The following is a 21,063-nucleotide window of genomic DNA, read 5'->3' on the forward strand; positions in this document are numbered from 1 at the left end:
TTCCGCCCCCGCATGGCGGCGTAGGTCGTTTCCGCGCATACGGCAACCCTGTTTTCAAGGGGTGCCACTTTGATCACCCCTTTGACGGCCATGGCCGCCTCTGCGACATAGGATTGAAGATACGCTCCGTAACGGGGCGGCCGGGCCACAACGGCAATACACATACCGGGCAGGGTGAAATCGATGCCATAAACGGTCTTGCCCATTACTTTGTCCGGGATATCAAAACGCTCCTTTTGAGTACCGATAATGCGGTAATCTTTGGGCTCTTTTAAAGGCGGATCTGCAGGAATCGGCCGTTTACCGGCAGCTTCCGCCAACTGCCCAAAGCTCAAGCTGCGCCCGTCTGGATGAAGGACTTTCCCGTTCCGGGTGACACATTTTTCCCCGGGAATCCCCCATTGCTCAGCTGCCGCTTCAACCAGCATCCATCGGGCGGCGGCGCCCACCTTGCGGAGCAGATCCCATCGATGGCGAATACTGCTGCTTCCGCCGGTTGCTTGCACATGCCATACAGGGCTTTTAAACGGCTCTGCCGCAAGCGCCATTTTGACCTGCACCTTTCCCCAGGCCGCATCCAGTTCGTCGGCGATAACCATGGGAATACCGGTATGGGTTCCCTGGCCGAGGTTGGTCTGGCCCACCCAAACCGTGATCGTATCATCGGTTGCAATCTCCAGAAACGCGTGGGGTTTAAATGGCAGTTCTGAAGCGCCCCTTGCCGAAGATGCATTAAACAGGGTTAAAGGGCTTGAAAAGGCGCTTACGGCAATCACCAGACTGCTTTTCTTTAAAAAAGATCTTCTCGTCATATCGGTTTGCATGGTTTAGCCTCCCTGTTTAGCGGTCATTTCGGCAGCCAGTGTGATCGCCTGTTTAATCCTTGGATGTGAGCCGCATCGGCAGATGACGTTATCCATGGCTTCGTTGATCTGCGCCTCGGACGGATTGGGTACCCGGGATAGAAAATCAACCGTCTGCAGAATAATGCCGGGCTGGCAATATCCGCACTGGGGCACCTGCTTTTCGATCCAGGCAACCTTCACCGGATGATTGTCTGGTAAACCCTCGATGGTCGTGATGTCACTTCCCTGGACGTCTTCTACAGTGACCACACAGGAACGCTGGGCCTCACCGTTAATGAGAACCGTGCAAATGCCGCATTCGGCAATTCCGCAAGCATATTTCACGCTGGTAATCCCCAGGTTGTCCCGCAGGACCCACAACAAAGGAGTTTCCGGGTCCACATCGACCTGCTTTTCCATACCGTTCACAGTTAATGTAAACATGCTACCTCCTTTATTTGGTGACTTCGTTCACGATTAAGAATGCGCCGGCTATGGGAGCCTATCTTTCTCGATCTTTATTTTTCCGGACATCTCTCTTATATATGTAGAATGTTATTGTAGTCCGCGCGCCCATTCGGTGTGGTGTCTCAAGTCTTGGAAAACTATCCGTAACCTTGCCGGAGCACAAGAGGAAATTTTTGGCCTATTCCGGTTGTCTCGTTCGACACTAAGCCATCCGCTGGACCGCGAGTATGGTGATATCATCCGATCGTGGCGGTTTTTCCACTGGCAGGGGTGACGAATGGAACTGCTTGCATCGCTTTTGGTCGGTAAGCCCCTCAATATTCTTGCGATCGCCGTCGTCTGCCTGGCGAGCCACTTTCTCATCCGGCTCACCGGCATCCGGTCGGAGCGTCACCCGCGGGCCCTGCTGGTGGTGGCCGCTGCCTGGGCGGTTTATTCAGCCTGGGAGTGGCTGGTGGTCACCCGCACGCCCGATGCCAACATCCGGGTCGATCTGCTGGTGATTTGGCCGACCATCTCGATCATCTCGGTCTGGTTCGGGGTCCGGGCCTTTCGTTAGGGCGACCCGGCGCATCCGTCGCCCTTTAGGAAATAGTAAGGCCATGAACCGACCGCCGATGTAAGGGCCTCGGCAAGAAATAATTCCACATCTTGATTGTCTTTTGGCTCGTCACCGGCGTTACATCCGCCGGCACATATCCCGATATGGACCGGTGAATATGCCTTGGTGACGAACCAAAATCCGGCGCCATATTGTGGAATTATTTATTGCCGCGACCCTAAACTCTCTTTATCGGGACGGAGGATGAAATGAATCGAAACCAGGTCGATAGGAGGGCATCCATTTTAATCATCGGCGCTGGGCCGGCTGGCCTATCCACCGCCTACTATCTTAAATCTCATGGCTTCAAGAACGTAACGGTCATGGAGCGGTTGGGAAGAGTCGGTGGGCTTTGCTGCTCGGCAACTGAGGATTACCAGTCATTTGAACTTGGTGCCGTGATCGTTCCGCCTTCCTATCGCGAGCTTCATAAAATTGCAAAAAAGGTGGGAATGAAGCTAACTGCTGTCTGGGGCGCGACGGCCATGTCGCTTTCCAGTAAGGATTGCGGTGATGTGTATCACGATCTTTTTACCTATCTTGCGGGAGGTGCAACCCTCCGGGCTAAAATGAGGTTCCTCTTGCGGGGTGCGCGTTACCTGTGGAAACGGTGGCGCCTTCACCATGTTATTGACCGCCCTGGTTGGAAAGGCATTGCCGCGCATAGGGAGTTGTGCGTGCCTTTTTCGCAGTGGCTGGGAGAAAACGGTTTAGAGGCTCTCACGCGATTGTTTGAAATCCCTTTAACCACCTTCGGCTATGGAAAAATCAACGAGATTGCGGCGCCTTATGTGTTGAGATATCTCAGCCCGATGACCGTTATTGCAGGGATAGTCAGTTCACAAAAAATTGCACGTTTTTTTCCATCTTTCCTTCTGCTTAAAAATTTCGAATTCGGTTTTCAACGTTTCTGGGAGAGAGTTTCATGGGAGCTTAACGTCCGTTTGAACTGCAAAGTAAAGCGAATAGAACGAAACGAAAAGGGCATCACCGTCACTTACTCCTACCCGGCTCAACTGATCAACAAGCAGGTTATTCACGATAACGTCGAGGTGCAGTACGATTATCTCATTCTGGCGAGCCCTTTTTTGTCGGAAGAATTCAAAGAATTTATGGATCTCACTGAGGAAGAAGAAAACCTGGCCGCCAAACTCAAATTCAACCCTTACGCCGTCACAACCTTTGAAATCGAAGGGGAGCCCTTAAAGGAGCGCGTTGTCCTTGTCCTCCCGCCACCGCCGGTTGGCCAACCTTTGGCAATTTTGCAACAGCACATAGATAATGAATTGATGATTTTCTACGCATACCTGCCAACAAAGGATCCGACCCCGGAAGATGAAGCCCGCCTTAAAGAGCAGATCGCCAAATATGTCCAAGCCCTCGGTGGCAGGATACGCTACGAAGATGATTGGCACTCATACGATGTATGGCACTATTTCCGACACGTGGACCCAGAAGATTTTCGTGACGGCTACTACGATCGGTGGGAAAGCATCCAGGGGAAAAACAGAACCTATTTTGTGGGCGGCTTGTTTGACTTCGATTATATTGAAGGGATCGTGCAATATTCCAAAGATCTGGTGGAAAGAAACTTTGTCGGCAAAAAGATAACGATTTCATCGCCGTGATAAAATCGGACCCAATTGTGTGGTCGAAAGGCAGGATCGTAGACCACTGTGGCGGGAACCCGCCTGCGCGTGCCCATGCAGGGGCAAGGCCTGCCCAGGCTGGATGCGCAGGGTGCAGGCAATAACACGGAGGAAAGCCCATGAGGCCCATTTTCATCAGTTACTCCCGCGCTGATCAGGATCAGGTTGGCGAACTGTTTGGCGACCTTCAGGGGCTGGGGCATAACGCATGGATGGACAAGGAGTTGTCCGGGGGGATGGAATGGTGGAAGGAGATCCTGCGCAGAATCAGGGAGGCTGATGTCTTCGTGTATGTGGCATCAGCCGCCTCCATCAGTTCACAGGCGTGTCAGAGGGAGCTGAAGTACGCCTTGGCCTTGGGCAAGCCCATCCTACCCGTTCGGACCGCGGACGGGCCGAGGGTGGAAAGCTTGCCTGCGGCCATCCAGGCCCTGCAGTTGCTGGATTACCGGACGGCGGACAAGGCCGTGGTGTTCGCCTTGGCAAAGGCCCTCGCCGAAATTCCGAAATCCCCCCGCCTGCCGGACCCGCTTCCCCCCGAACCTGCACTGCCTGCGTCTTATCTGGTCGAGCTGCGGGAGCTTGCCGAGACCGAGGGCGCCCTGCCTTTCGAATCGCAAACGGCATTGTTGGTAAAGCTGCGCGAAAAGCTCAAGGAGGAGGACGAAAGGCCGGATGTCGTTGACATTTTACAGGGCTTTCGGAAGCGGCACGACCTGCTGGCGATCGTCGCCGAGGAAATCGACGAAATCTTGGCTGCCGAAGCGAAAAAGACCGGTTCCCCACCTCGCAGGACCGTTATCAGTGGTGGGGAAGGGCCGTGGTTGCTGGTTGCCGAGAAGCGATTTTTGATCCCTCGGCTGACCCGCGGGCAGCTTGTGGGTTACACGGGTGAGATCGTTTTGCTGGCGGTCGTCTTCGTCACCTCTTTCTTCTACATTTTCAACGGCGTCAGCGGAAGGTATTCCGGGCCATTTTTCGATCTGATCAACGACTACGTCCCGACGATCGCATCCATAATCGGGACGCTTCTGACCTACCTGTTCTTCTACATCGAGAGCCGCAGAGCGGATTTCAGCACGGGACTATTCTCCAGGCGGCCGACCTTGGCACAGGCTGCGGGTCATTTTGCAGTGGTGGTTGTGCTTGCCCTGATTTTCATTCAGCCGACTTTTCCGGTAGTTTATCACGTCTTTGAGCGGCTCGGGATTTACGACGAAGCGCTGCCGGTGGTATTGACGTCAAGCGTTTTCACGTGTTTGGTTTCGACGCTTTTCTTTGCCGCCAATGGCGTTCGATTTCCGCAGCGATCCACCGGCGCGTGAACGCGGAACGGTGCTTAGGCCACTCGCTGGCAGTGAATGCCCGGCGGTCCGGTCACGGGTCGGCCCTGCTCCCGTTGTTTGACGGTTCCGCAAAAAGCCCAATCTCTGCATTGCGCTGCATCTCGAAGTCGTTGCGGCGTACATAAGTAGACCTCACTCCTCGAGATTTGCGCGCCGTAACTTGGCTTTTTTACGAAACTGTCTGGTTTTTTCACTTTTTACCGCTTCATCATTACTTGCCTCGGACTGGAAAAACGTGCATTAGTCCCCGTTGGTGCCGGTCATGGGCGGGCATGTGGCATGCCGCGGCGCGCTCCATTTTTTGCCTTGACAAGCTGTCAGCCCAGCCGTTAGTCTAAAATTCACAGCAGGGGTGGCCCGAAGGGCCTGAGATGACACCCTTTGAACCTGATCCGGGTAATACCGGCGAAGGGAGCTCAAGCGGACGATCGATCTCTTAGCCGTTTCCTGCTGTTGGAAACGGCTTTTTGTTTTTTGGCCCCTCCTTCCACTTCCCTGCAGGCCATAAGGCGCATTCATTTTTTCCACGATCAGGGTCACACCCGACCCACCACACGCAGGGAGGTTCGTATGCTAGACGAAGTTATCATCAGCCGGGCCATCATCGATGCCTATCTCAGGAAATTCAGCGCCGCACTGCAGCTGGACGTCGCCATTGTCGGCGGCGGCCCCTCGGGCCTGGTGGCCGGCTATTACCTGGCCGCTGCCGGGAAAAAAACAGCACTGTTCGATCGCCGGCTCTCCATCGGCGGCGGCGTGTGGGGCGGCGGTATGATGTTCAACGAAGTCGTGGTTCAGGAGGAGGGCAGGGAGGTCCTCGACGAAATGGGGTTGGCGGCCCAGCCCAGCAGCCCGGGCTACTGCACCGTGGACTCGGTCTACCTGGCCTCGGGCCTGGTGCACAAGGCCATATGCGCCAACCTCAAGATCTTCAACCTCGTCAGTATGGAGGACGTCGTGGTCAAAGACCGGCGGGTTGCGGGTCTGGTGATCAACTGGGGCGCGGTGGAGACCCTGCAATGGCATGTGGACCCCCTTACCGTACACGCCACTTTCGTGCTGGATGCCACGGGTCACCCGGCCAATGTCACTTCCGTTCTGGTCCGTAAGATGGGTGTCAGTCTCGACACCGCCACCGGCGCCATGGTGGGTGAAAAATCGATGGCGGCCGAAAGCGGCGAACGCGATACGGTGGACAACTCCCGGGAAGTCTACCCGGGCCTCTATGTCAGCGGCATGGCCGCAAATGCTGTTTGCGGCGGCTATCGCATGGGGCCGGTCTTCGGCGGGATGCTGCTTTCGGGCCGCAAGGTGGCCCGGGAACTCATCGGGAGGCTCTCGTGATGGAAGCTGACGCCGCCAACCTGCGGGCCATCGATGCCAACCTAAACCGGGTCGCTGAGGGCTTGCGCGTGGTCGAGGACATCCTGCGCTACTGCCTGGACGACGGCCCCTTGCAGGCGCGCGTCAAGGCGCTGCGCCACCGACTGGCAGCCGCAGCGCCGGGAGAGCCCTATGTGGGCAGTCGCCGGCCCAAAAAAGACGTGGGTTTTGACGCACCGGGAGAATTGGAATACCAGCGCCGGGACCTGCAAACCCTGCTGCGCGCCAACTTCAAGCGCGCCCAGGAGGGCCTTCGCAGCCTGGAGGAGCTGTTAAAGCTCCGGGAGGGCCAAACCGCAGCCGAGATGAAACGCCTGCGCTACGACGTTTACGAGGCCGAGCGGTTGACCCTTTTGCGCTTTTCAGCAAAATCGCTCGCCCGCGGCCTCTACCTGGTGCTCACCGACCCGCGTGACGGCTATGAAAGACTTACCGAATGGGCGCTGCAGGCGGAGCTGCCCGCAGTCCAGCTGCGCTACAAAGGAGACGACGACCGGGAATTTCTCTCTGTGGCTCTAACAATGCGGCGCATCACCGCTGGCAGTCAAACCTGCTTCATCGTCAACGACCGGCCCGACATTGCCCTGATGGCCGATGCCGACGGCCTTCACCTGGGTCAGCAGGACCTTCCGCCCCTGGCGGTGCGTCGCCTCATCGGACCTGACAAACTTCTGGGTCTCTCCACCCACAACCTCGACCAGGTGCATGGCGCCAACAAGGAACCGGTGGACTACATCGGCTTCGGTCCACTGTATGGCACCCCCTCCAAGGCCGACCCCGATCCGGTGGTGGGCCCTGGGCAGCTGGGCGTCGCTGCGGCCGTCAGCCGTCATCCGATTGTCGCCATTGGCGGCCTGACGGCAGCGCGTATCGCGGAGCTCGATCTTGGCAGCTGCCGCAATGTGGCCGTAATCAGTGCCGTCAGCCAGGCCGACAATCCCCTGGCGGCCATGACCGCCATCAACCGTTTGGTTCTGGAGGCCGTATGACACGCAAACAGCAAGCCGAGCGCGGGATCATCAGCGATGAGATGCGGGCCGCGGCGCTCCACGAGGGGCTTGCGCCCGAGGCGATCCGGGAGGGGCTTGCCGCGGGCCGCGTCGTGATCCCCAAAAACGTCAACCGCAACTATCCCCACATCCGCGCCGTGGGGCAGGGGACGCGCACCAAGGTCAACGCCAACATCGGCGCCTCACCGCTGCGTTCAGATCCGGATGAGGAACTGGGAAAACTCGCCGCCGCGCAGGAAAGTGGCGCCGATGCGGTGATGGATCTCTCCCTGGGGGCCGATCAGCTGCGGATCCGCAAGGCGATTCTGGAGCGCGCGGAAGTCATGGTGGGAACCGTTCCCCTCTACCAGAGCGCCTTCGAGCTCTCCGCGGCCCGGCGGGATGTGACCGAGATGACCATCGCCGACTTTCTCAAAACGGTGCGTTCCCAGGCCGAGGAGGGCGTCGATTTCATGACCATCCACTGTGGTGTGACCCGTCAGTCGCTAAGCGCCATGGAGCGCCAGGGCCGCACGCTGGACGTGGTCAGCCGGGGCGGGGCGATGCTGGTGGCCTGGATGCGCTGTAACCGCAAGGAGTCGCCGCTTTTCGAATACTACGACGAAATTCTCGACATTCTGGCCGCCTTCGATGTGACCCTCTCCCTGGGCGACGGCATGCGGCCGGGCGCGGTGGCGGACGCCGGCGACCGGGCCCAGGTGAGTGAACTGCTGGTCTTGGGGGAACTCACCGAGCGGGCCTGGGCCAAGGGCGTTCAGGTGATCGTCGAGGGCCCGGGGCACGTGCCCCTGAATCAGGTGGCCGATCAGATGCGGCTTGAAAAAACGGTGTGTGCCGGGGCGCCGTTTTATATCCTCGGCCCCCTGGTGACCGATATCGCCGCGGGTTACGACCACATCGCCGGGGCCATCGGCGGCGCCCTGGCGGCCATGAACGGGGCCGATTTCCTCTGCTACGTCACGCCTGCCGAGCACCTGCGGCTGCCGACGGCGGCGGATGTGGTCGAAGGCGTTATCGCCTCGCGCATCGCGGCCCACGCCGCCGACCTGGCCAAGGGCCTGCCCGCCGCCTGGGAACGGGACCGGGCCATGTCCCGGGCCAGGAAGGCATTGGACTGGGAAGAACAGATCGCGCTTGCCATCCACCCCGCCAAGGCCAGGGCCTATCGCGACGCCAGCGCCATAGGCGATCAGGACGTGTGCACCATGTGCGGGGAATTCTGCGCCATCAAGCGCCTGCAGCAATTCTAAACCGGTCAGTTGCAAATTCCGGTTGCTTTCCTCGGCGGTCCCTCGATAAGAGGCTAATTGGCCCGCGGCGTTTTCCTGCACCCATTGCCGTTGATGTGAATTGCCCCCGCGTTCGGTCGAACCAAGCCAGCAGCAACAGGGAGAATCCCAAGATGATCATATTATACGCTTTTTTAGGCATCGTGGCCCTTGGCGCCCTGTTTGTCGCTGAAAAAACCGTTGAGCTGAAAAAAGGCAGAGAGAAGGCCGCAGAGGACCGGGCGAAAATGGAAATCAAACCGTTGACGGCACCCGGCGTTGTCAAAAGTCTTGCGGTGCTTCCGCTTATCGATTTTTACGCGGTTCGCCCGGATCTGAAAACCGAAGCCGGGGTGTCCTATTTGATTCGAACGGATGACACCACGATTTTGATGGATGTGGGGCTTAACGCCAAAAAAGAGCACCCGTCCCCCCTGCTGCAGAATATGGCAACCCTTGGGGTGTCGACGTCTGAAATTGACCTGATTTTTATCAGCCACGCGCACCTGGACCATTTGGGCGGCATGGCGGATCAAAAGCAAAAAACCTTCAGCCTGTCCCAGGGCCCGGTGGCACTTTCCGCAATTCCGGTTTACGCGCCGGTTCCGATCGCGGCCTCCCATTGGAACCCCGGCCCCCAAACCCATGTCATCACTGACCCGGTGGTGATAAAACCCGGCATCGTCAGCATCGGTATCATCCACCGATTTTTATTTCTCATGGGGCGCACCCTGGAAAATGCGCTGGCAATCAACGTTGAAGGCAAGGGCATTGTGCTGATCGTCGGATGCGGGCACCAAACCATCGAACGGATCATCGAACGGACTTTGGTGCTTTTTGATGCGCCCATTTATGGGATAATCGGGGGGCTGCACTTCCCGGTGAACGGTGGGAGGATCATGCTCGGTCCCGTCAATATCCAACGGCTGGTGGGCTCCGACAATCCTCCCTGGTGGAGCATCCGCGAAAACGACGTTCACAATGCCATCGCGGCAATCAAAAAAGTGTCACCGAAAATCGTCGCCCTCTCGTCCCACGACAGCTCCGACTGGAGTCTGGACCAGTTTCGGCAGGCGTTCGGGAATGCGTATGTGGATATCCGGGTGGGGCAGGAGATTGTGATATAAGGGCCTCGGCAAAAAATAATTCCACATCTTACTGGTCTTTTGGCCCGTCCTCGGCGTTACATCCGCCGGCACATATCTCGATATGCGCCGGCGGATGTGCCTTGATGACAAACCAAAATCCTTCGCCATATTGTGGCATTATTTCTTGCCGCGACCCTGAATTCAAATTTTCACAGCATGGGAAGTGGCCCCCACAAACCCCGCGCCGTTTGGGCACCCGGCTGCGCGCGGCAATGGGACGTGGGTGACGCCCATCCCCAGGCGGGGTTGACTCGGCACAGGTCGTAGATTCAACCGGCACAACACCGCCATCCCGTTTCTGAACAGCAGGATCGAGGGGGGGCTGCCCGCTATCTTTGGACGAGGGTGAAGCGGGTATCCCTGTTGGACGCTTGCGAAGGCGTCACTCTGCCGCAACCTGAAACTGGGGGATAATTCCGCCGACCAGGGGTTCGTAGATCCGGTACTGCGTTTCCTCCCCCAGCAGCTCGTCCACCTGTTTTTGAAGCGCCACGCGTTGTTCGCTCTTAAACCAGCGGTTCCAGTCCTCGAGGCTGTTCCAAGTGCTGATCACCATGTATTCACCGGGGCAGTCCAGGCAGCGAAAGGTCCTGCCGGTAAGGTAACCCGGCTGGATCGTGGCCAGGGACCGGAGCTTGACGATCAGGGGCGCCAGTTGGGCCGCTTTTTGGGTCTCTTTGAATTTGCGCTGGATCATAACCGAAATCGCCATGATACCCTCCCTTTAAAAAGTGACCGATGATGCAGTTTGCGTGACCATCGCTTTCTGTCAGAAATACTGGTTGGTGTTCCTCCCCCCACGAGGAATTTGTAAGGCCCGGCCGGTCGGAACCGGGCGGACGGCTTTATCGGCCAAGGCCGCGCCAGCGGTGAGCGTGAGCTTTGATGGACCGGTAAAAAGTGAAAAACCAGACGGTTTCGAAAAAAGTTCAATTTACGGCGCGCAAATTTCGAGGAGTGAGGCGTATTTGATTACGCCGCAGCGACTTCGAGATGCAGCGCAACGCAGAAGTTGGGCTTTTTGCGGAACCGTCAGCTTTGGTCCGTGTTGCCTGCCTGGCCCCGAAGAATACACCGTGGATGGGATCGAGACGGCCGATGGCACTCCCAAGACAGGCGCAAGATCATCGCTATCCGTCGTTTACCTTTTTTCGCAACTTGCCGGAATATTTGAAGGTCACCACGCGTCTTGCCGGCAGGATCACGTCTTCGCCAGTCATCGGGTTGCGTCCTTTGCGCTGATTCTTCTCTTTGACGCAAAATTTGCCGAAGCCGGTAACCAGAACATCATCACCGGACTCCAGGGCCGCTTTGATGATCTCAAGCAGAGATTCAGTGATCTCAATGGATTTTCGCTTGGGAAATCCAAGTTCGGTCTGAAGCTGTTCGACGATGTCGTTTTTCGTCAGGGCCATAAGGGTGGGGGCTCCGTATGTTCAGATATGGGCAGAGGGGGTTGAGACGGTACAGTGATCGCATCAATTCCCTTTTATGTCAAGGAATTGGTATTGTTTGAAAATTTGCTTCGGAAAAGGATTCGTTGCAGCTTGCGGCATCGGTGTTCTCCCCTTTGAAACCACGGCCCAACGCAAGGGGGTTCAGCGCACCGGCGAGGACAGCAGGCGGTCCTTGAGGACCTTTTGGGTGTAAGCCTGGAGCAGGTCGTCTTTTTTCAAAATGCCGCGCACCAACCGGGGGTTGAACGGTTCGGTGACCGGGATGAAGGAGATCCGGTGCTTTTCAAAGATGTAGAGCGCCTTCTCCAGGTTGTCATCGGTGGTGAGGGTGAGGACCTCGGCGGTCATGAGATCGGCGGCGATCACCAGGCCTTCGAGCGCTTCGAGCCGCTCCATCGCTCCCTGGAGATCGCGCAGCGAAAGCACACCGACCATTTCGCCCTGCGGGTCGAGAACTACGAAGTGTGGATAGGGCGATTGCGTGATGCACGTTACGACTGCCATCAGGGGGGTGGTGTTTAACACCGATTCAAACTCGCGCTCCATGAAGTCACGAACCCGGAGGCCGCGCAGGATCCCGACATCGTGGCCGCGGACGATGTTGGCCCCGCGGCGGAGCAAGCTCATCTCATAAACTGAGTAGCCGAAGAGCATCCGCACAACGGTTGCGCTGGCGATGCAGGCCACCATCAGGGGCAGAATGGTCTCATAGGAGTAGGTCAGTTCGAAGATGGTCAGGATGGCGGTGATCGGCGCCAGGGTGGTTCCGGCCACCATCGCCCCCATGCCGGCGAGGGCATAGCTGGTGGGATTCAAGCCCAATGAGGGCCAGATCAGATCGGCACCCAGGGCGCAGGCCGTTCCCAGTGTGGCCCCCAAGACCAGTGACGGGGCGAAGATGCCGCCGCTCATCCCCGACCCGGTGCAAAAGGCGGTGGCGGCCATTTTTGCCGCCAGCAAAACCACGGCCAGCTTCAATCCCAGGCTGCCGGCCAAGGCCGCATTGACGATATCGTAGCCGACCCCCATGACCTGGGGGAAAAAAAGGGCAATCCCCCCCAGCAACAGCCCCCCCGCCGCCGGCCGGCTCCAGACGGGCAGTGCCAGCCTTTGGAGGCACCCTTCGGTGAGGGCGATCAGTCGCATGAAGGCGATGGCCATCACACCCGCAAGCAGGCCCAGGCCCAGATAGGCCAGCAGCTCCCAGTAATGGGCCATTTGAAAGGGAGCGGACTGAAAGGTGGGGAACTCCCCGATGAAGATGCGCGACAGCACCGAGCCGGTCACCGCGGATACGACGATGTGGCTGATGTAGGCCACCTCGATGTCCAGCAGAATGATTTCGAGGGCGAAAAGGGTGCCGGTTATCGGCGCGTTGAAGGTGGCGGCGATGCCGGCGGCCGCCCCGGATGCCAAGCAGACCCTTCTCATATCGGGATCCAGGCGCAGCAGTTGTCCCATGGAGGAGCCCACCGAGGCACCGATCTGGGCAATGGGGCCTTCGCGGCCCACCGAGGCGCCGCTGCCGATCAACAGGCTGGTGATCAGCGCTTTCAGGAAGGTCACCCGGTGCCGGATGACGCTTTCCCGACGGGTCACCGCCACGATCACCTCCGCCACTCCGGGCCCCCGCGCCTCGGGCACCCAGCGGAAAATGGCGATGCCGGCCAGCAGTCCGCCCGCCGTGGGAACCAACAAGCGCTGCCAGTGGGGGGATTGCAGCACCTGGTGCAGGAAGGTGGGGCCCGGGGCCCAAATAATATCCTGAAACAACATGATCAGCCATCGGAACAGGAGCGCACCGGTGGCTGACAACATGCCGATGGCGACTGAGAAGGCCAGGAAATAGAGATGCTTGACTCTTTGGGATTTCAATTGAGCGCGATCTCCCCTGAGGCCTGAAATCTGGAGCCCGGTTTAAAATACCCTGGCAGCATAGAAAAGTCCCGTGGTGGCGTCAACTTCGGCGGGGGCAAAAGGGATGGGGGCGGCATGGGGCACCCGGGTCAAGAAAGGGCGCAGGCCGGATCGATGGCGTCAGCGATGGTCCGAGGCTTTGCCCCAGCGGGGTTTTGGACCCGGAGGCTATCGAAATCTCATGAAAGGATTCGGTCCTTTTTCCGATAGACCATTCCCTGGAAAATGGCAATCAGGTCGTCCTGGTCGTCGGTGACCCGGACGGTATAGGAGGCAAGCTTGAAATTTCTGGAAACTTCCCGCGCCTCGGCGAAAAGGGCCCGGGTTCCTTGACCGGCGGCCTTGAGAAACGAGATGTTGGCGTTGACGGCCACTGCTACGTTGCCATGGGAGTTGGAGGCCACGGCAAATGCCAAGTCCGCCAGTGCGAAAATAGCGGCGCCGTGCACGATGTTGACCGCGTTCAGGTGGTCTTCCCGGATCTTCATCCTGGCCCGGGCGCTGCCCGCGGAGACGTCGAGCAATTCAATGCCGACGCTGTTTGCAAACCGGTCTCTCTGGAAAAATTGGTGCAGGTCCCCCATGAATGGCTCCTATTTCCTTCCCAGCGGCGGGACAACCAGGCGGCAGGGCGCGGGGTTGCCACCCTAATCGTAGGAATAAACCCTGTATTCGGTGGCCGCGCCCAAAACGGCGTCGATCTTGCCCTCGACCGTCTTCCGCTCCTCGTTGGCAAACCACCGCTCCCAATCTTCGACCGATTTCCAGGTGCTGATCACCAGATACTCGTATGGGTCAACCACGTTGCGCATGGTTTCACCCGAAATATAGCCGGGTTGGCGGAAAGCCAGTTTTCTGGCCTCGGCCAGGAGCGGTCCGAGTTGGGGCAGCAGATCGGCTTCCATCCCGCCATACAAACGGGGCATTCTTCGGAACATGAGCACGCGTATTGACATTTTACCCTCCTGTGGCTGGAATTTGACGACTATTGGAAAGCTTTTGCGGGTGGTTCAGCCCTTATTTTTCAGCGCGACCCTAAACCACCAGATTTTTCAGTGTGAGCAAAACACCGGCCGCCACGGCCGACCCGATCACGCCGGCGACATTGGGCCCCATGGCGAACATCAAGAGCATGTTTTCAGGGTCTGCTTCAATCCCGAGTTTTTGACTGACGCGGGCCGCCATGGGCACTGCGGATACCCCGGCGGAGCCGATCAGGGGATTGATTTTATCGCGCGAGAAGCGGTTCATGAGTTTGGCCATCAAAATACCCGACGCGGTCCCGATGCTGAAGGCGATCACCCCCAGAAGCAGAATTCCCAAGGTTTCCAGGCTCAAAAACTTTTCCGCGGAAAGGCGCGAGCCGACCCCCAGCCCCAGAAAGATGGTGACGATGTTGATCAGGGCGTTTTGGGTCGTCTTGGAAAGCCGCTCGACGACCCCGCACTCGCGCATCAGATTGCCGAACATGAAAAAGCCGATCAGGGGGGCGGCCGAGGGCAGGAAAAGCGCACACAATCCGAGGACGATCAGCGGAAATACGATCTTTTCCACCTTGCCGACGTAGCGCAATTGGTTCATGCGGATTTTTCGCTCGGCGGGGTTGGTCAGCGCCCGCATGATGGGGGGTTGGATGATGGGGACCAGGGCCATGTAGGAGTAGGCCGCCACTGCAATGGCACCCAGCAGATCGGGCGAGAGCTGACTGGCCAGAAAGATGGCCGTGGGGCCGTCGGCCCCGCCAATGATGCCGATGGAGGCCGCGTCAAAGAGGTCAAAGTAAATCCCGGGAACAATTTCAGTCAGGAGCAGGGCGCCGATGAGGGTGCTGAAAATGCCGAATTGGGCGGCGGCGCCCAAAAGCGCGGTTTTGGGGTTGGCCAGCATGGGACCGAAATCGGTCATGGCGCCCACACCCATGAAGACCAGCAGGGGAAAGGCCCCGGTTTTGATGCCGATTTGATAAATGTAGTCGATAATCCCGCCGGGCTCAGCGATGCCTGCCAGGGGGATGTTGGCCAGGATGCAGCCGAACCCCATGGGGACCAGCAGCAGCGGCTCAAAGCCTTTTTGAATCGCCAGAAACAGCATCAGCAAGCCCACACCGGCCATCAAAACGCTGCCAATCCCTTCGCTCCATTGGCCGGAGGCGGGCTTGAGATAGCCGAAAATCCCGGTGGATTTTGCGAACTCGGTCACCATGGCCCCCATGGGGGCCAATTCCTGTTGCGCCGGCGGCTCTTGCGGCGAAAGGGCCCCGGCCAGTGCCAGGCAAGGGGGGAACAGCAGAAAAAAGACCAGCGCGAAAGCGACGGCCAGTTTGTTGTTGCGCATCCCTGAACCTCCCGGTCTACGACAGCGTCGCGACCACTTGTTCGGGTTTGACGACCTGGTCTTTCTCAACTTCAATGGATGCAACCGTGCCATCGCAGGGGGCGACCACCGGGGTCTCCATTTTCATCGCTTCCAGAATGATCAGGGTGTCGCCCTGGCGTACCTGGTCGCCGACCGCCACAAAGATCTCGTAGACAATGCCCTGCAGCTTGACCTTGACATCCACCAGATTGGCCGCTTTTGCGGCAGCTTGGGGTTTCACGCTTTTAATTTCGCCGCTGGCCGCTTCGACCGTGACTTGGTAGGCTTTGCCTTCCACGGTCACCGTGTAGTCGGTGGGGCCGGTCGTCGCAGGGATTGCCGGCGACGGGGCGGCGGGCGCCGCCTTTTCGGTTTGTGCCGTCACCTTGCGCACATTGATGGGTTTTTTGCCTTTCAGAAAATCCAACCCCTTGTTGCCGCCCGGGGTTTCCAGCGCCCCCACGATGAAAATATTCTCATCCGTGACGGGCAGGCCCTCTTTTTCCAAAATCTTCTTTGCCTTGGGAATGCCCGGCTCAAGTTCGTCCAAGGGATCCCCTTTGAACACCGGCTTGCCCAGTTGGGCTTCGGCAAGTTGAACGATCTCCGGGTCGGGCGCGACCGGGGTGCGGCCAAAGTAGCCCAGCACCATTTTCCCGTATCCGTCGGTTATTTTTTTCCACGGCCCCTGGGTCACGTTTGCGTAGGCCTGCTGGAAGTAAAACTGGGATACCGGGGTGACCGAGGTGCCGAACCCGCCGCGGGCCACACATTCGGACATGGCCTCGATAACCTTGGGGTAGAGATCGAGGGTGCCGGTGTCCCGCATCATCATGGTATTGGCCGTCAATGCACCGCCGGGCATGGGCGAGAGGATGACTTCAGAGGATACCCGTTGGGATTCGGGGGGAAAGAAATAGTCCTGCAGGCAGTCCTGCAAAACCCGGTTGGCTTTCATGATCTTGGCGACATCGATATCCAGGGTGTATTCCGTCCCCTTGAGCGCGTGCCACATGGAGAGCACATCCGGTTGGCACGTCCCGCCGGAGAGGGGGGAGCGCGCCAGGTCCACGCCGTCGGCACCGGCCTCGATGGCCGCTTTGTACTGCGTGATGCCCACGCCGGCGGTTTCATGGGTGTGGGCCCAGATGATCACATCGTCCCCCAGAAGCTTGCGCGCGGCTTTGATGGTCTCGTAAAACTTTTTGGGGTTGGACGTTCCGGATGCGTCCTTGAAACAGATGGAGTCATAAGGCAGCCCCGAGTCCAGGATCTCCCGTAGGGTTTTGATGTAAAACGGCGCGTCGTGGGCGCCCGAGCAGCCTGGCGGAAGCTCCATCATGGTGACGGAAACCTGGTGGTGCAGACCGGCATTGACAATGCATTTGCCCGAGTAAATGAGGTTGCGGACGTCGTTGAGCGCATCAAAGTTACGGATGTGCGTCATGCCGTGCTTTTTGAACATTCGGGCATGCAGGTCGATCATGTCCCTGGGCTGCGCTGAAAGGGCCACCACGTTGATTCCCCTGGCCAGGGTTTGAAGGCTTGCACCCGGCCCCGCCGCCGCGCGAAAACGGTCCATCATGTCAAAAGCCGATTCGCCGCAGTACATGAACAGGGCCTGAAAACGCGCCCCGCCACCGGCTTCGATATGATCGATGCCGGCATCGACGGCCGATTCCACCGCAGGAATGAAATCGTCGGTCAGTGCGCGGGCACCGAATACCGACTGAAACCCATCGCGCAGGGAAGTGTCCATAAAACGAATTTTTTTCATGATCTCTCACCATTCCGGAAAATTTTTGTGATTGGCCAAAGCAAAGAATCCTGACCGGGGGGGTCGGGTTCTTTATGTTCAAATGGATTTTTTTTATCTCACCGGTTATCTCACCGGCAGGCTGCGGGCACGATGGGCGGCGATGGCCGCGCTGATGACGGCAACGAGCACTTCGTCCTCCGGTTTGATGGCGGGCGGGCGTCTTCTTTTGCGCAGCTTGGCGGTTTCCATTTCGGCCAGTTCCCTGGCGTTCAGGGCGGAAAAGAGTCGGAAGGAAATTTTGATGCAAAAAACCAGAAGCAGCAGGAAAAAAAACACCACCGCCATTCCCAGCAGCGCAAGTTTGAGACCGGCGATAATCATCATAAGCCCTGTTCAGCGGTTTAGGTTGATGGTGTGAAGAAACAAAATAAGTTTACAAATTTAGCAATAGGCGCTGAAATAGTCAATTCCGGATTTGGCCGCGGCAGGCCCGTAATCTTCTGGCCGTCAAAAAATTAAAGCCCCCGCGTTTGGCGGAGGCTTCATTGTTTGGCGAGGTGGCGGCGTGCATAAGGAAGGGTGCAGCCGGTTAAATGTTGACGGTTCCGCAAAAAGTCCACTTTTTGCGTTGCGCTGCATCTCGAAGTCGCTGCGGCGTACCTAAGTAGGCCTCACGCCGCTGAGATTTGCGCGCCGCAAATTGAACTTTCTTCGAAACCGTCTGGTTTTTGACTTTTTACTGCTTTATCAAATATTATGGCGCAGAAAAAAACAGTTGTCAGTTCTCGACCAGCACCACCTGCCCGGGGAATATCTTGCTGCTTTTGTCCAGCTGGTTGAGTCGCAGGAAGCGCTTCAGGGTTATTTTGTTTTGCTGGGCGATTTTGAAAGGGGTATCCCCCTTTTGGACGCGGTAGGTCCGGGCGCTTTGATTCTTGGCGGCGGTGTGGCTGGTATCGCCGACCTTCAGCACCTGACCGACGTAAAGGTGGGTGCCGGTGAGTTTGTTCAGTTTCTGGATGCTGGCGGTGGTGGTGTCATAGCGTTTTGCAATGTTCCAGAGGGAATCGCCCCTTCGCACCACATGGCTGGTGGCCTTCGGTTTGCCTCCCCTGGGTGAGCCATATGCCGCTACCGCTCCCTTTCCTGCCGGGATTTTAAGCCGTTTGCCGGCAACGATGTGGTGGCTTTTACGCAGGTTGTTGGCCCGCATGATTTTTTTGACGCTGGTACGGTAGCGTTGGGCAATCGAGGAGAGGTTCTCGCCGGATCTCACCCGGTGATAGGCATAGGTGTAGGTTGCAGTGGGTGGGGTCGAAAGCGGCACCTCGTCAATGGCGGCCAGCAGGAGGTCGCTTTTTTCGGGTGGCACCCGAAGGGCGTAGCTGCCGGGCGGCAGGATCTTGAACCGCAGTTCGGGGTTCAGGGTCTGCATGTCTTTTTCGCTGACACCGATTTTAAGGGCGATATCGCGGAGGTGCACCTGACGGTGAACCGTTACGCTTTCAAATGGCAAGGGGGGATCGGTCGGGATGCGGTCCAGCCCGTATTTTTCGGGGTTGTTGACGATATGCAGGGTGGCCAGAAAGCGGGGCACGTAGCGTGCGGTTTCCCGGGGCAGCCGCTCGTAGAGATCCCAGAAATTGTCCAGGTAGTTGACGTTCTGATCGCGAATAACCCGCAGGACCCGGCCTTCGCCGCAGTTGTAGGCCGCCAGGACGGTGGTCCAGTCGCCGAAAATCTGATGCAGCTCCCTGAGGTAGTCGATGGCGGCGGTGGTGGAGCGATAGGGGTCCATGCGCTGGTCCACATAGCGGTCGCGGTTGAGGCCGAACTTGTAGCCGGTCGAGGGAATGAACTGCCAGAGACCCAGCGCGCGCGCCCTGGACAGGGCGCCCACCTTGTAGCCGCTCTCGATAAGAGGAAGCCACGAAAGCTCCTCGGGAAGTCCGACTTCCTTCAACGCCTCGACGATGTGGGGCCGATAAAGTCCCGATCGGCGGTAGGCGTCCTGAAAAAATTGTTTTTCGGCACCGCTGGTGAACCGGTCGATTTCATGCTGCACATGGCTGTTGATAATCACCGGAATGGCATTGTGGCTGCCGGAGACCACGATGTTGCGGGAGGCATAAATCTCCAGGATCCGCCTGGAAATCATGAACCGCAGATCTTCCTTCTGCTGGATCAGCACGGGGTTGTCTTCGGTTTCGACCTTTAATATATTGTCGTAGGCCTGATCGAGGGCGTCGATGGCCTTTTCCAGTTCTCCTTCCTGCCAGGCATCCTGAGCCATCTGACAGAGGTCCAGGGCGTCGTCCAGGGTGGTTTGGATTTTCTTGCTTTCAGAGGAGTCGGCTGCCGCCGCGCTGGTGGTCACTTTCTCTTTATTGTGCGCCTTTGCGGCGGCGGTGGTTGGCTTGAGGTCGGTGTTTGCCGCCATGGCAAGATCGTGATCGGCAGCAGGGCCGGCGGGTTTCAGATGGCCGCAGCCGGCAAGGGCCATCAAGGAGAGCAAGAAGCTGACATAAAAGGCGATTTTTTTCACGGCAGAGCTCCCGCTGATGTTGAGGTGTCACGTTGTGATGGGGTCTCCTCTTGTGTCTGATTGGCCGCAAGTGAGCGTTAAACGTCCATCACTTATTTCCCTTTGGCTGGATTTTCAAGTCAAAATTTTAAAAATTCCCGCCTGGGACCAAAAAGCACGCAGAGATTCCTCTTCTAATCGGCTGAAATCATACGGAACTGTAGTAAGCTTTCCGTCATGGACCTTCGGCCAGCCGCCGGTTTTGGGTCGGCATGAATAAAATATGTTGAAAATATTGCTAAAAAGTATGTGAAAAGTGGGGGCGCCGAAAAAAATCCCCTGCTTCACAAAAAAATAAAAGAAAAAACTTGAAAAAAATCGAAAATGGGCGTATTTAACCCAACTTGATTTTTAACCGGATTTATTTCAAATTTTTAATCAATTTTTTTGGCTTGCTAAATTCTGCAAAGATCGTTAAATGGCAAAGTTCTTCTCGGTTGATCGAAAATTTGAAATTCAACCGGGAGGGGTTACGTTTTTGGAAACAAAGCCAGCGTAGCTCAGTTGGTAGAGCTACTGATTTGTAATCAGTGGGTCGGGGGTTCGAGTCCCTCCGCTGGCTTCAGCAATTGCACGCGGTGGGGTTCCCGAGTGGCCAAAGGGAACAGACTGTAAATCTGTCGGCGAAGCCTTCGGAGGTTCGAATCCTCCCCCCACCACCACCCATACGTGAGTTGCATGTAGGAGATCCATACCGGTGATATGGATCGCTCTGGTACTACATGGCTTCCTGCATGAACGCTGCTGAATTTTCCGCAGCGTTTTCGGCGTATTCCCAGGCAGGCGCCGGCAGGCGGACGATCAGGTGCGGCCAAGGCGGGAGTAGCTCAGTTGGTAGAGCTTCAGCCTTCCAAGCTGAATGTCGCGAGTTCGAGCCTCGTCTCCCGCTCCACCTGCTTTCGGCAAGGCAGCCAAATTCGGCCAAAGCGCATCAGCTCCGTAAACCTCAAGCCCACGTAGCTCAGCAGGTAGAGCGCTTCCTTGGTAAGGAAGAGGTTCACCGGTTCAATTCCGGTCGTGGGCTCCATATCCACCTGGATTTTGGGACGCCGCAGCGATGAAACCGAACGGCTCGCGGGAGACACTGCTGAATTTTTGAACAGCCTCAAAAAACGCAGGGGAGGACCAGACGATGGCAAAAGAGAAGTTTTCGCGCACCAAGCCGCATGTGAATGTGGGAACCATCGGTCATATCGACCACGGCAAGACGACGCTGACGGCGGCGATCACCAAGCATTCGGGATTGCGGGGGCTGGCCAATTTCGTGCCGTTC

General features: G+C 57.6%; 19 protein-coding genes, 4 tRNA genes and 1 riboswitch. Of the genes, 12 read left to right on the forward strand and 11 right to left on the reverse strand.

Translation table 11 applies throughout. The features are described from left to right. Both LJE63_14870 and LJE63_14875 read right to left on the reverse strand, forming a co-directional pair. Positions 1 to 824, reverse strand: an 824-nt coding sequence (locus LJE63_14870; GenBank protein ID MCG6907889.1) for a molybdopterin-dependent oxidoreductase, incomplete at its 3' end; no start/stop codon positions are given. Between the two features lie 3 nt (positions 825 to 827). Then, positions 828 to 1,289, reverse strand: coding sequence for a (2Fe-2S)-binding protein (locus tag LJE63_14875; protein MCG6907890.1), 462 nt, complete (start codon positions 1,287 to 1,289; stop codon positions 828 to 830). 301 nt (positions 1,290 to 1,590) lie between these two features. On the opposite strand from LJE63_14875, the gene LJE63_14880 reads away from it, so the two are divergent. From LJE63_14880 to LJE63_14910, 7 genes are all read left to right on the forward strand, one after another. Further along, positions 1,591 to 1,872, forward strand: coding sequence for a hypothetical protein (locus tag LJE63_14880; GenBank protein ID MCG6907891.1), 282 nt, complete (start codon positions 1,591 to 1,593; stop codon positions 1,870 to 1,872). A gap of 251 nt (positions 1,873 to 2,123) precedes the next feature. Continuing rightward, complete coding sequence (locus tag LJE63_14885; protein ID MCG6907892.1) at positions 2,124 to 3,542, forward strand: FAD-dependent oxidoreductase; 1,419 nt, start codon at positions 2,124 to 2,126, stop codon at positions 3,540 to 3,542. Between the two features lie 140 nt (positions 3,543 to 3,682). After that, the gene (locus LJE63_14890; GenBank protein ID MCG6907893.1) at positions 3,683 to 4,888 is read left to right on the forward strand and encodes a toll/interleukin-1 receptor domain-containing protein; all 1,206 of its coding nucleotides are present in this window, start codon (positions 3,683 to 3,685) and stop codon (positions 4,886 to 4,888) included. Positions 4,889 to 5,247: 359 nt separating this feature from the next. Beyond that, a riboswitch (TPP riboswitch) is annotated at positions 5,248 to 5,340 on the forward strand. Positions 5,341 to 5,479: 139 nt separating this feature from the next. Then, entirely contained in the window at positions 5,480 to 6,253 is a 774-nt protein-coding gene (locus LJE63_14895) for a sulfide-dependent adenosine diphosphate thiazole synthase (GenBank protein ID MCG6907894.1), read from the forward strand. After that, positions 6,253 to 7,281 carry a thiamine phosphate synthase gene (gene thiE, locus LJE63_14900; GenBank protein ID MCG6907895.1) on the forward strand — a complete coding sequence of 343 codons (1,029 nt, stop codon included), beginning with the start codon at positions 6,253 to 6,255 and terminating at the stop codon, positions 7,279 to 7,281. The genes LJE63_14895 and thiE overlap by 1 nt, the downstream gene beginning before the upstream one ends. Next, positions 7,278 to 8,552, forward strand: coding sequence for a phosphomethylpyrimidine synthase ThiC (gene thiC, locus LJE63_14905; GenBank protein ID MCG6907896.1), 1,275 nt, complete (start codon positions 7,278 to 7,280; stop codon positions 8,550 to 8,552). Before thiE ends, thiC begins: the two co-directional genes overlap by 4 nt. After that, positions 8,510 to 9,697, forward strand: coding sequence for an MBL fold metallo-hydrolase (locus LJE63_14910; GenBank protein ID MCG6907897.1), 1,188 nt, complete (start codon positions 8,510 to 8,512; stop codon positions 9,695 to 9,697). Before thiC ends, LJE63_14910 begins: the two co-directional genes overlap by 43 nt. Positions 9,698 to 10,100: 403 nt before the next feature. Here LJE63_14910 and LJE63_14915 read toward each other — a convergent pair whose 3' ends face one another. The 9 genes from LJE63_14915 to LJE63_14955 all read right to left on the reverse strand — a co-directional run bounded on the left by LJE63_14915 (position 10,101) and on the right by LJE63_14955 (position 19,751). Continuing rightward, complete coding sequence (locus LJE63_14915; GenBank protein ID MCG6907898.1) at positions 10,101 to 10,430, reverse strand: antibiotic biosynthesis monooxygenase; 330 nt, start codon at positions 10,428 to 10,430, stop codon at positions 10,101 to 10,103. Positions 10,431 to 10,848: 418 nt separating this feature from the next. Then, positions 10,849 to 11,133, reverse strand: a complete 285-nt coding sequence (locus tag LJE63_14920; GenBank protein ID MCG6907899.1) for an integration host factor subunit alpha — start codon at positions 11,131 to 11,133, stop codon at positions 10,849 to 10,851. A gap of 183 nt (positions 11,134 to 11,316) precedes the next feature. Further along, complete coding sequence (locus LJE63_14925; GenBank protein MCG6907900.1) at positions 11,317 to 13,050, reverse strand: chloride channel protein; 1,734 nt, start codon at positions 13,048 to 13,050, stop codon at positions 11,317 to 11,319. Between the two features lie 221 nt (positions 13,051 to 13,271). Next, positions 13,272 to 13,676 (reverse strand): hotdog fold thioesterase, encoded by a 405-nt coding sequence (locus LJE63_14930; protein MCG6907901.1) that lies wholly within the window; start codon positions 13,674 to 13,676, stop codon positions 13,272 to 13,274. 63 nt (positions 13,677 to 13,739) lie between these two features. Further along, positions 13,740 to 14,048 carry an antibiotic biosynthesis monooxygenase gene (locus LJE63_14935; protein MCG6907902.1) on the reverse strand — a complete coding sequence of 103 codons (309 nt, stop codon included), beginning with the start codon at positions 14,046 to 14,048 and terminating at the stop codon, positions 13,740 to 13,742. Positions 14,049 to 14,127: 79 nt separating this feature from the next. Continuing rightward, positions 14,128 to 15,426, reverse strand: a complete 1,299-nt coding sequence (locus LJE63_14940; protein ID MCG6907903.1) for a sodium ion-translocating decarboxylase subunit beta — start codon at positions 15,424 to 15,426, stop codon at positions 14,128 to 14,130. A gap of 16 nt (positions 15,427 to 15,442) precedes the next feature. Beyond that, the gene (locus LJE63_14945; protein ID MCG6907904.1) at positions 15,443 to 17,224 is read right to left on the reverse strand and encodes a biotin attachment protein; all 1,782 of its coding nucleotides are present in this window, start codon (positions 17,222 to 17,224) and stop codon (positions 15,443 to 15,445) included. Positions 17,225 to 17,329: 105 nt separating this feature from the next. After that, positions 17,330 to 17,590, reverse strand: a complete 261-nt coding sequence (locus LJE63_14950) for an OadG family protein (GenBank protein MCG6907905.1) — start codon at positions 17,588 to 17,590, stop codon at positions 17,330 to 17,332. Positions 17,591 to 17,984: 394 nt separating this feature from the next. Further along, a complete protein-coding gene (locus LJE63_14955; protein ID MCG6907906.1) occupies positions 17,985 to 19,751 on the reverse strand; it encodes a LysM peptidoglycan-binding domain-containing protein in 1,767 nt (588 codons plus the stop codon). A gap of 528 nt (positions 19,752 to 20,279) precedes the next feature. On the opposite strand from LJE63_14955, the gene LJE63_14960 reads away from it, so the two are divergent. The 5 genes from LJE63_14960 to tuf form a co-directional block, all read left to right on the forward strand. After that, positions 20,280 to 20,352, forward strand: a tRNA-Thr gene (locus tag LJE63_14960). 15 nt (positions 20,353 to 20,367) lie between these two features. Further along, positions 20,368 to 20,452 (forward strand) — tRNA-Tyr (locus LJE63_14965). 154 nt (positions 20,453 to 20,606) lie between these two features. Next, positions 20,607 to 20,682 (forward strand) — tRNA-Gly (locus LJE63_14970). A gap of 58 nt (positions 20,683 to 20,740) precedes the next feature. Then, positions 20,741 to 20,817 (forward strand) — tRNA-Thr (locus LJE63_14975). Positions 20,818 to 20,922: 105 nt separating this feature from the next. Next, the coding region (tuf, locus tag LJE63_14980; GenBank protein ID MCG6907907.1) for an elongation factor Tu at positions 20,923 to 21,063 on the forward strand (141 nt) is incomplete at its 3' end.

The sequence above is a fragment of the Desulfobacteraceae bacterium genome (genome assembly GCA_022340425.1).
Classification (GTDB): domain Bacteria; phylum Desulfobacterota; class Desulfobacteria; order Desulfobacterales; family JAABRJ01; genus JAABRJ01.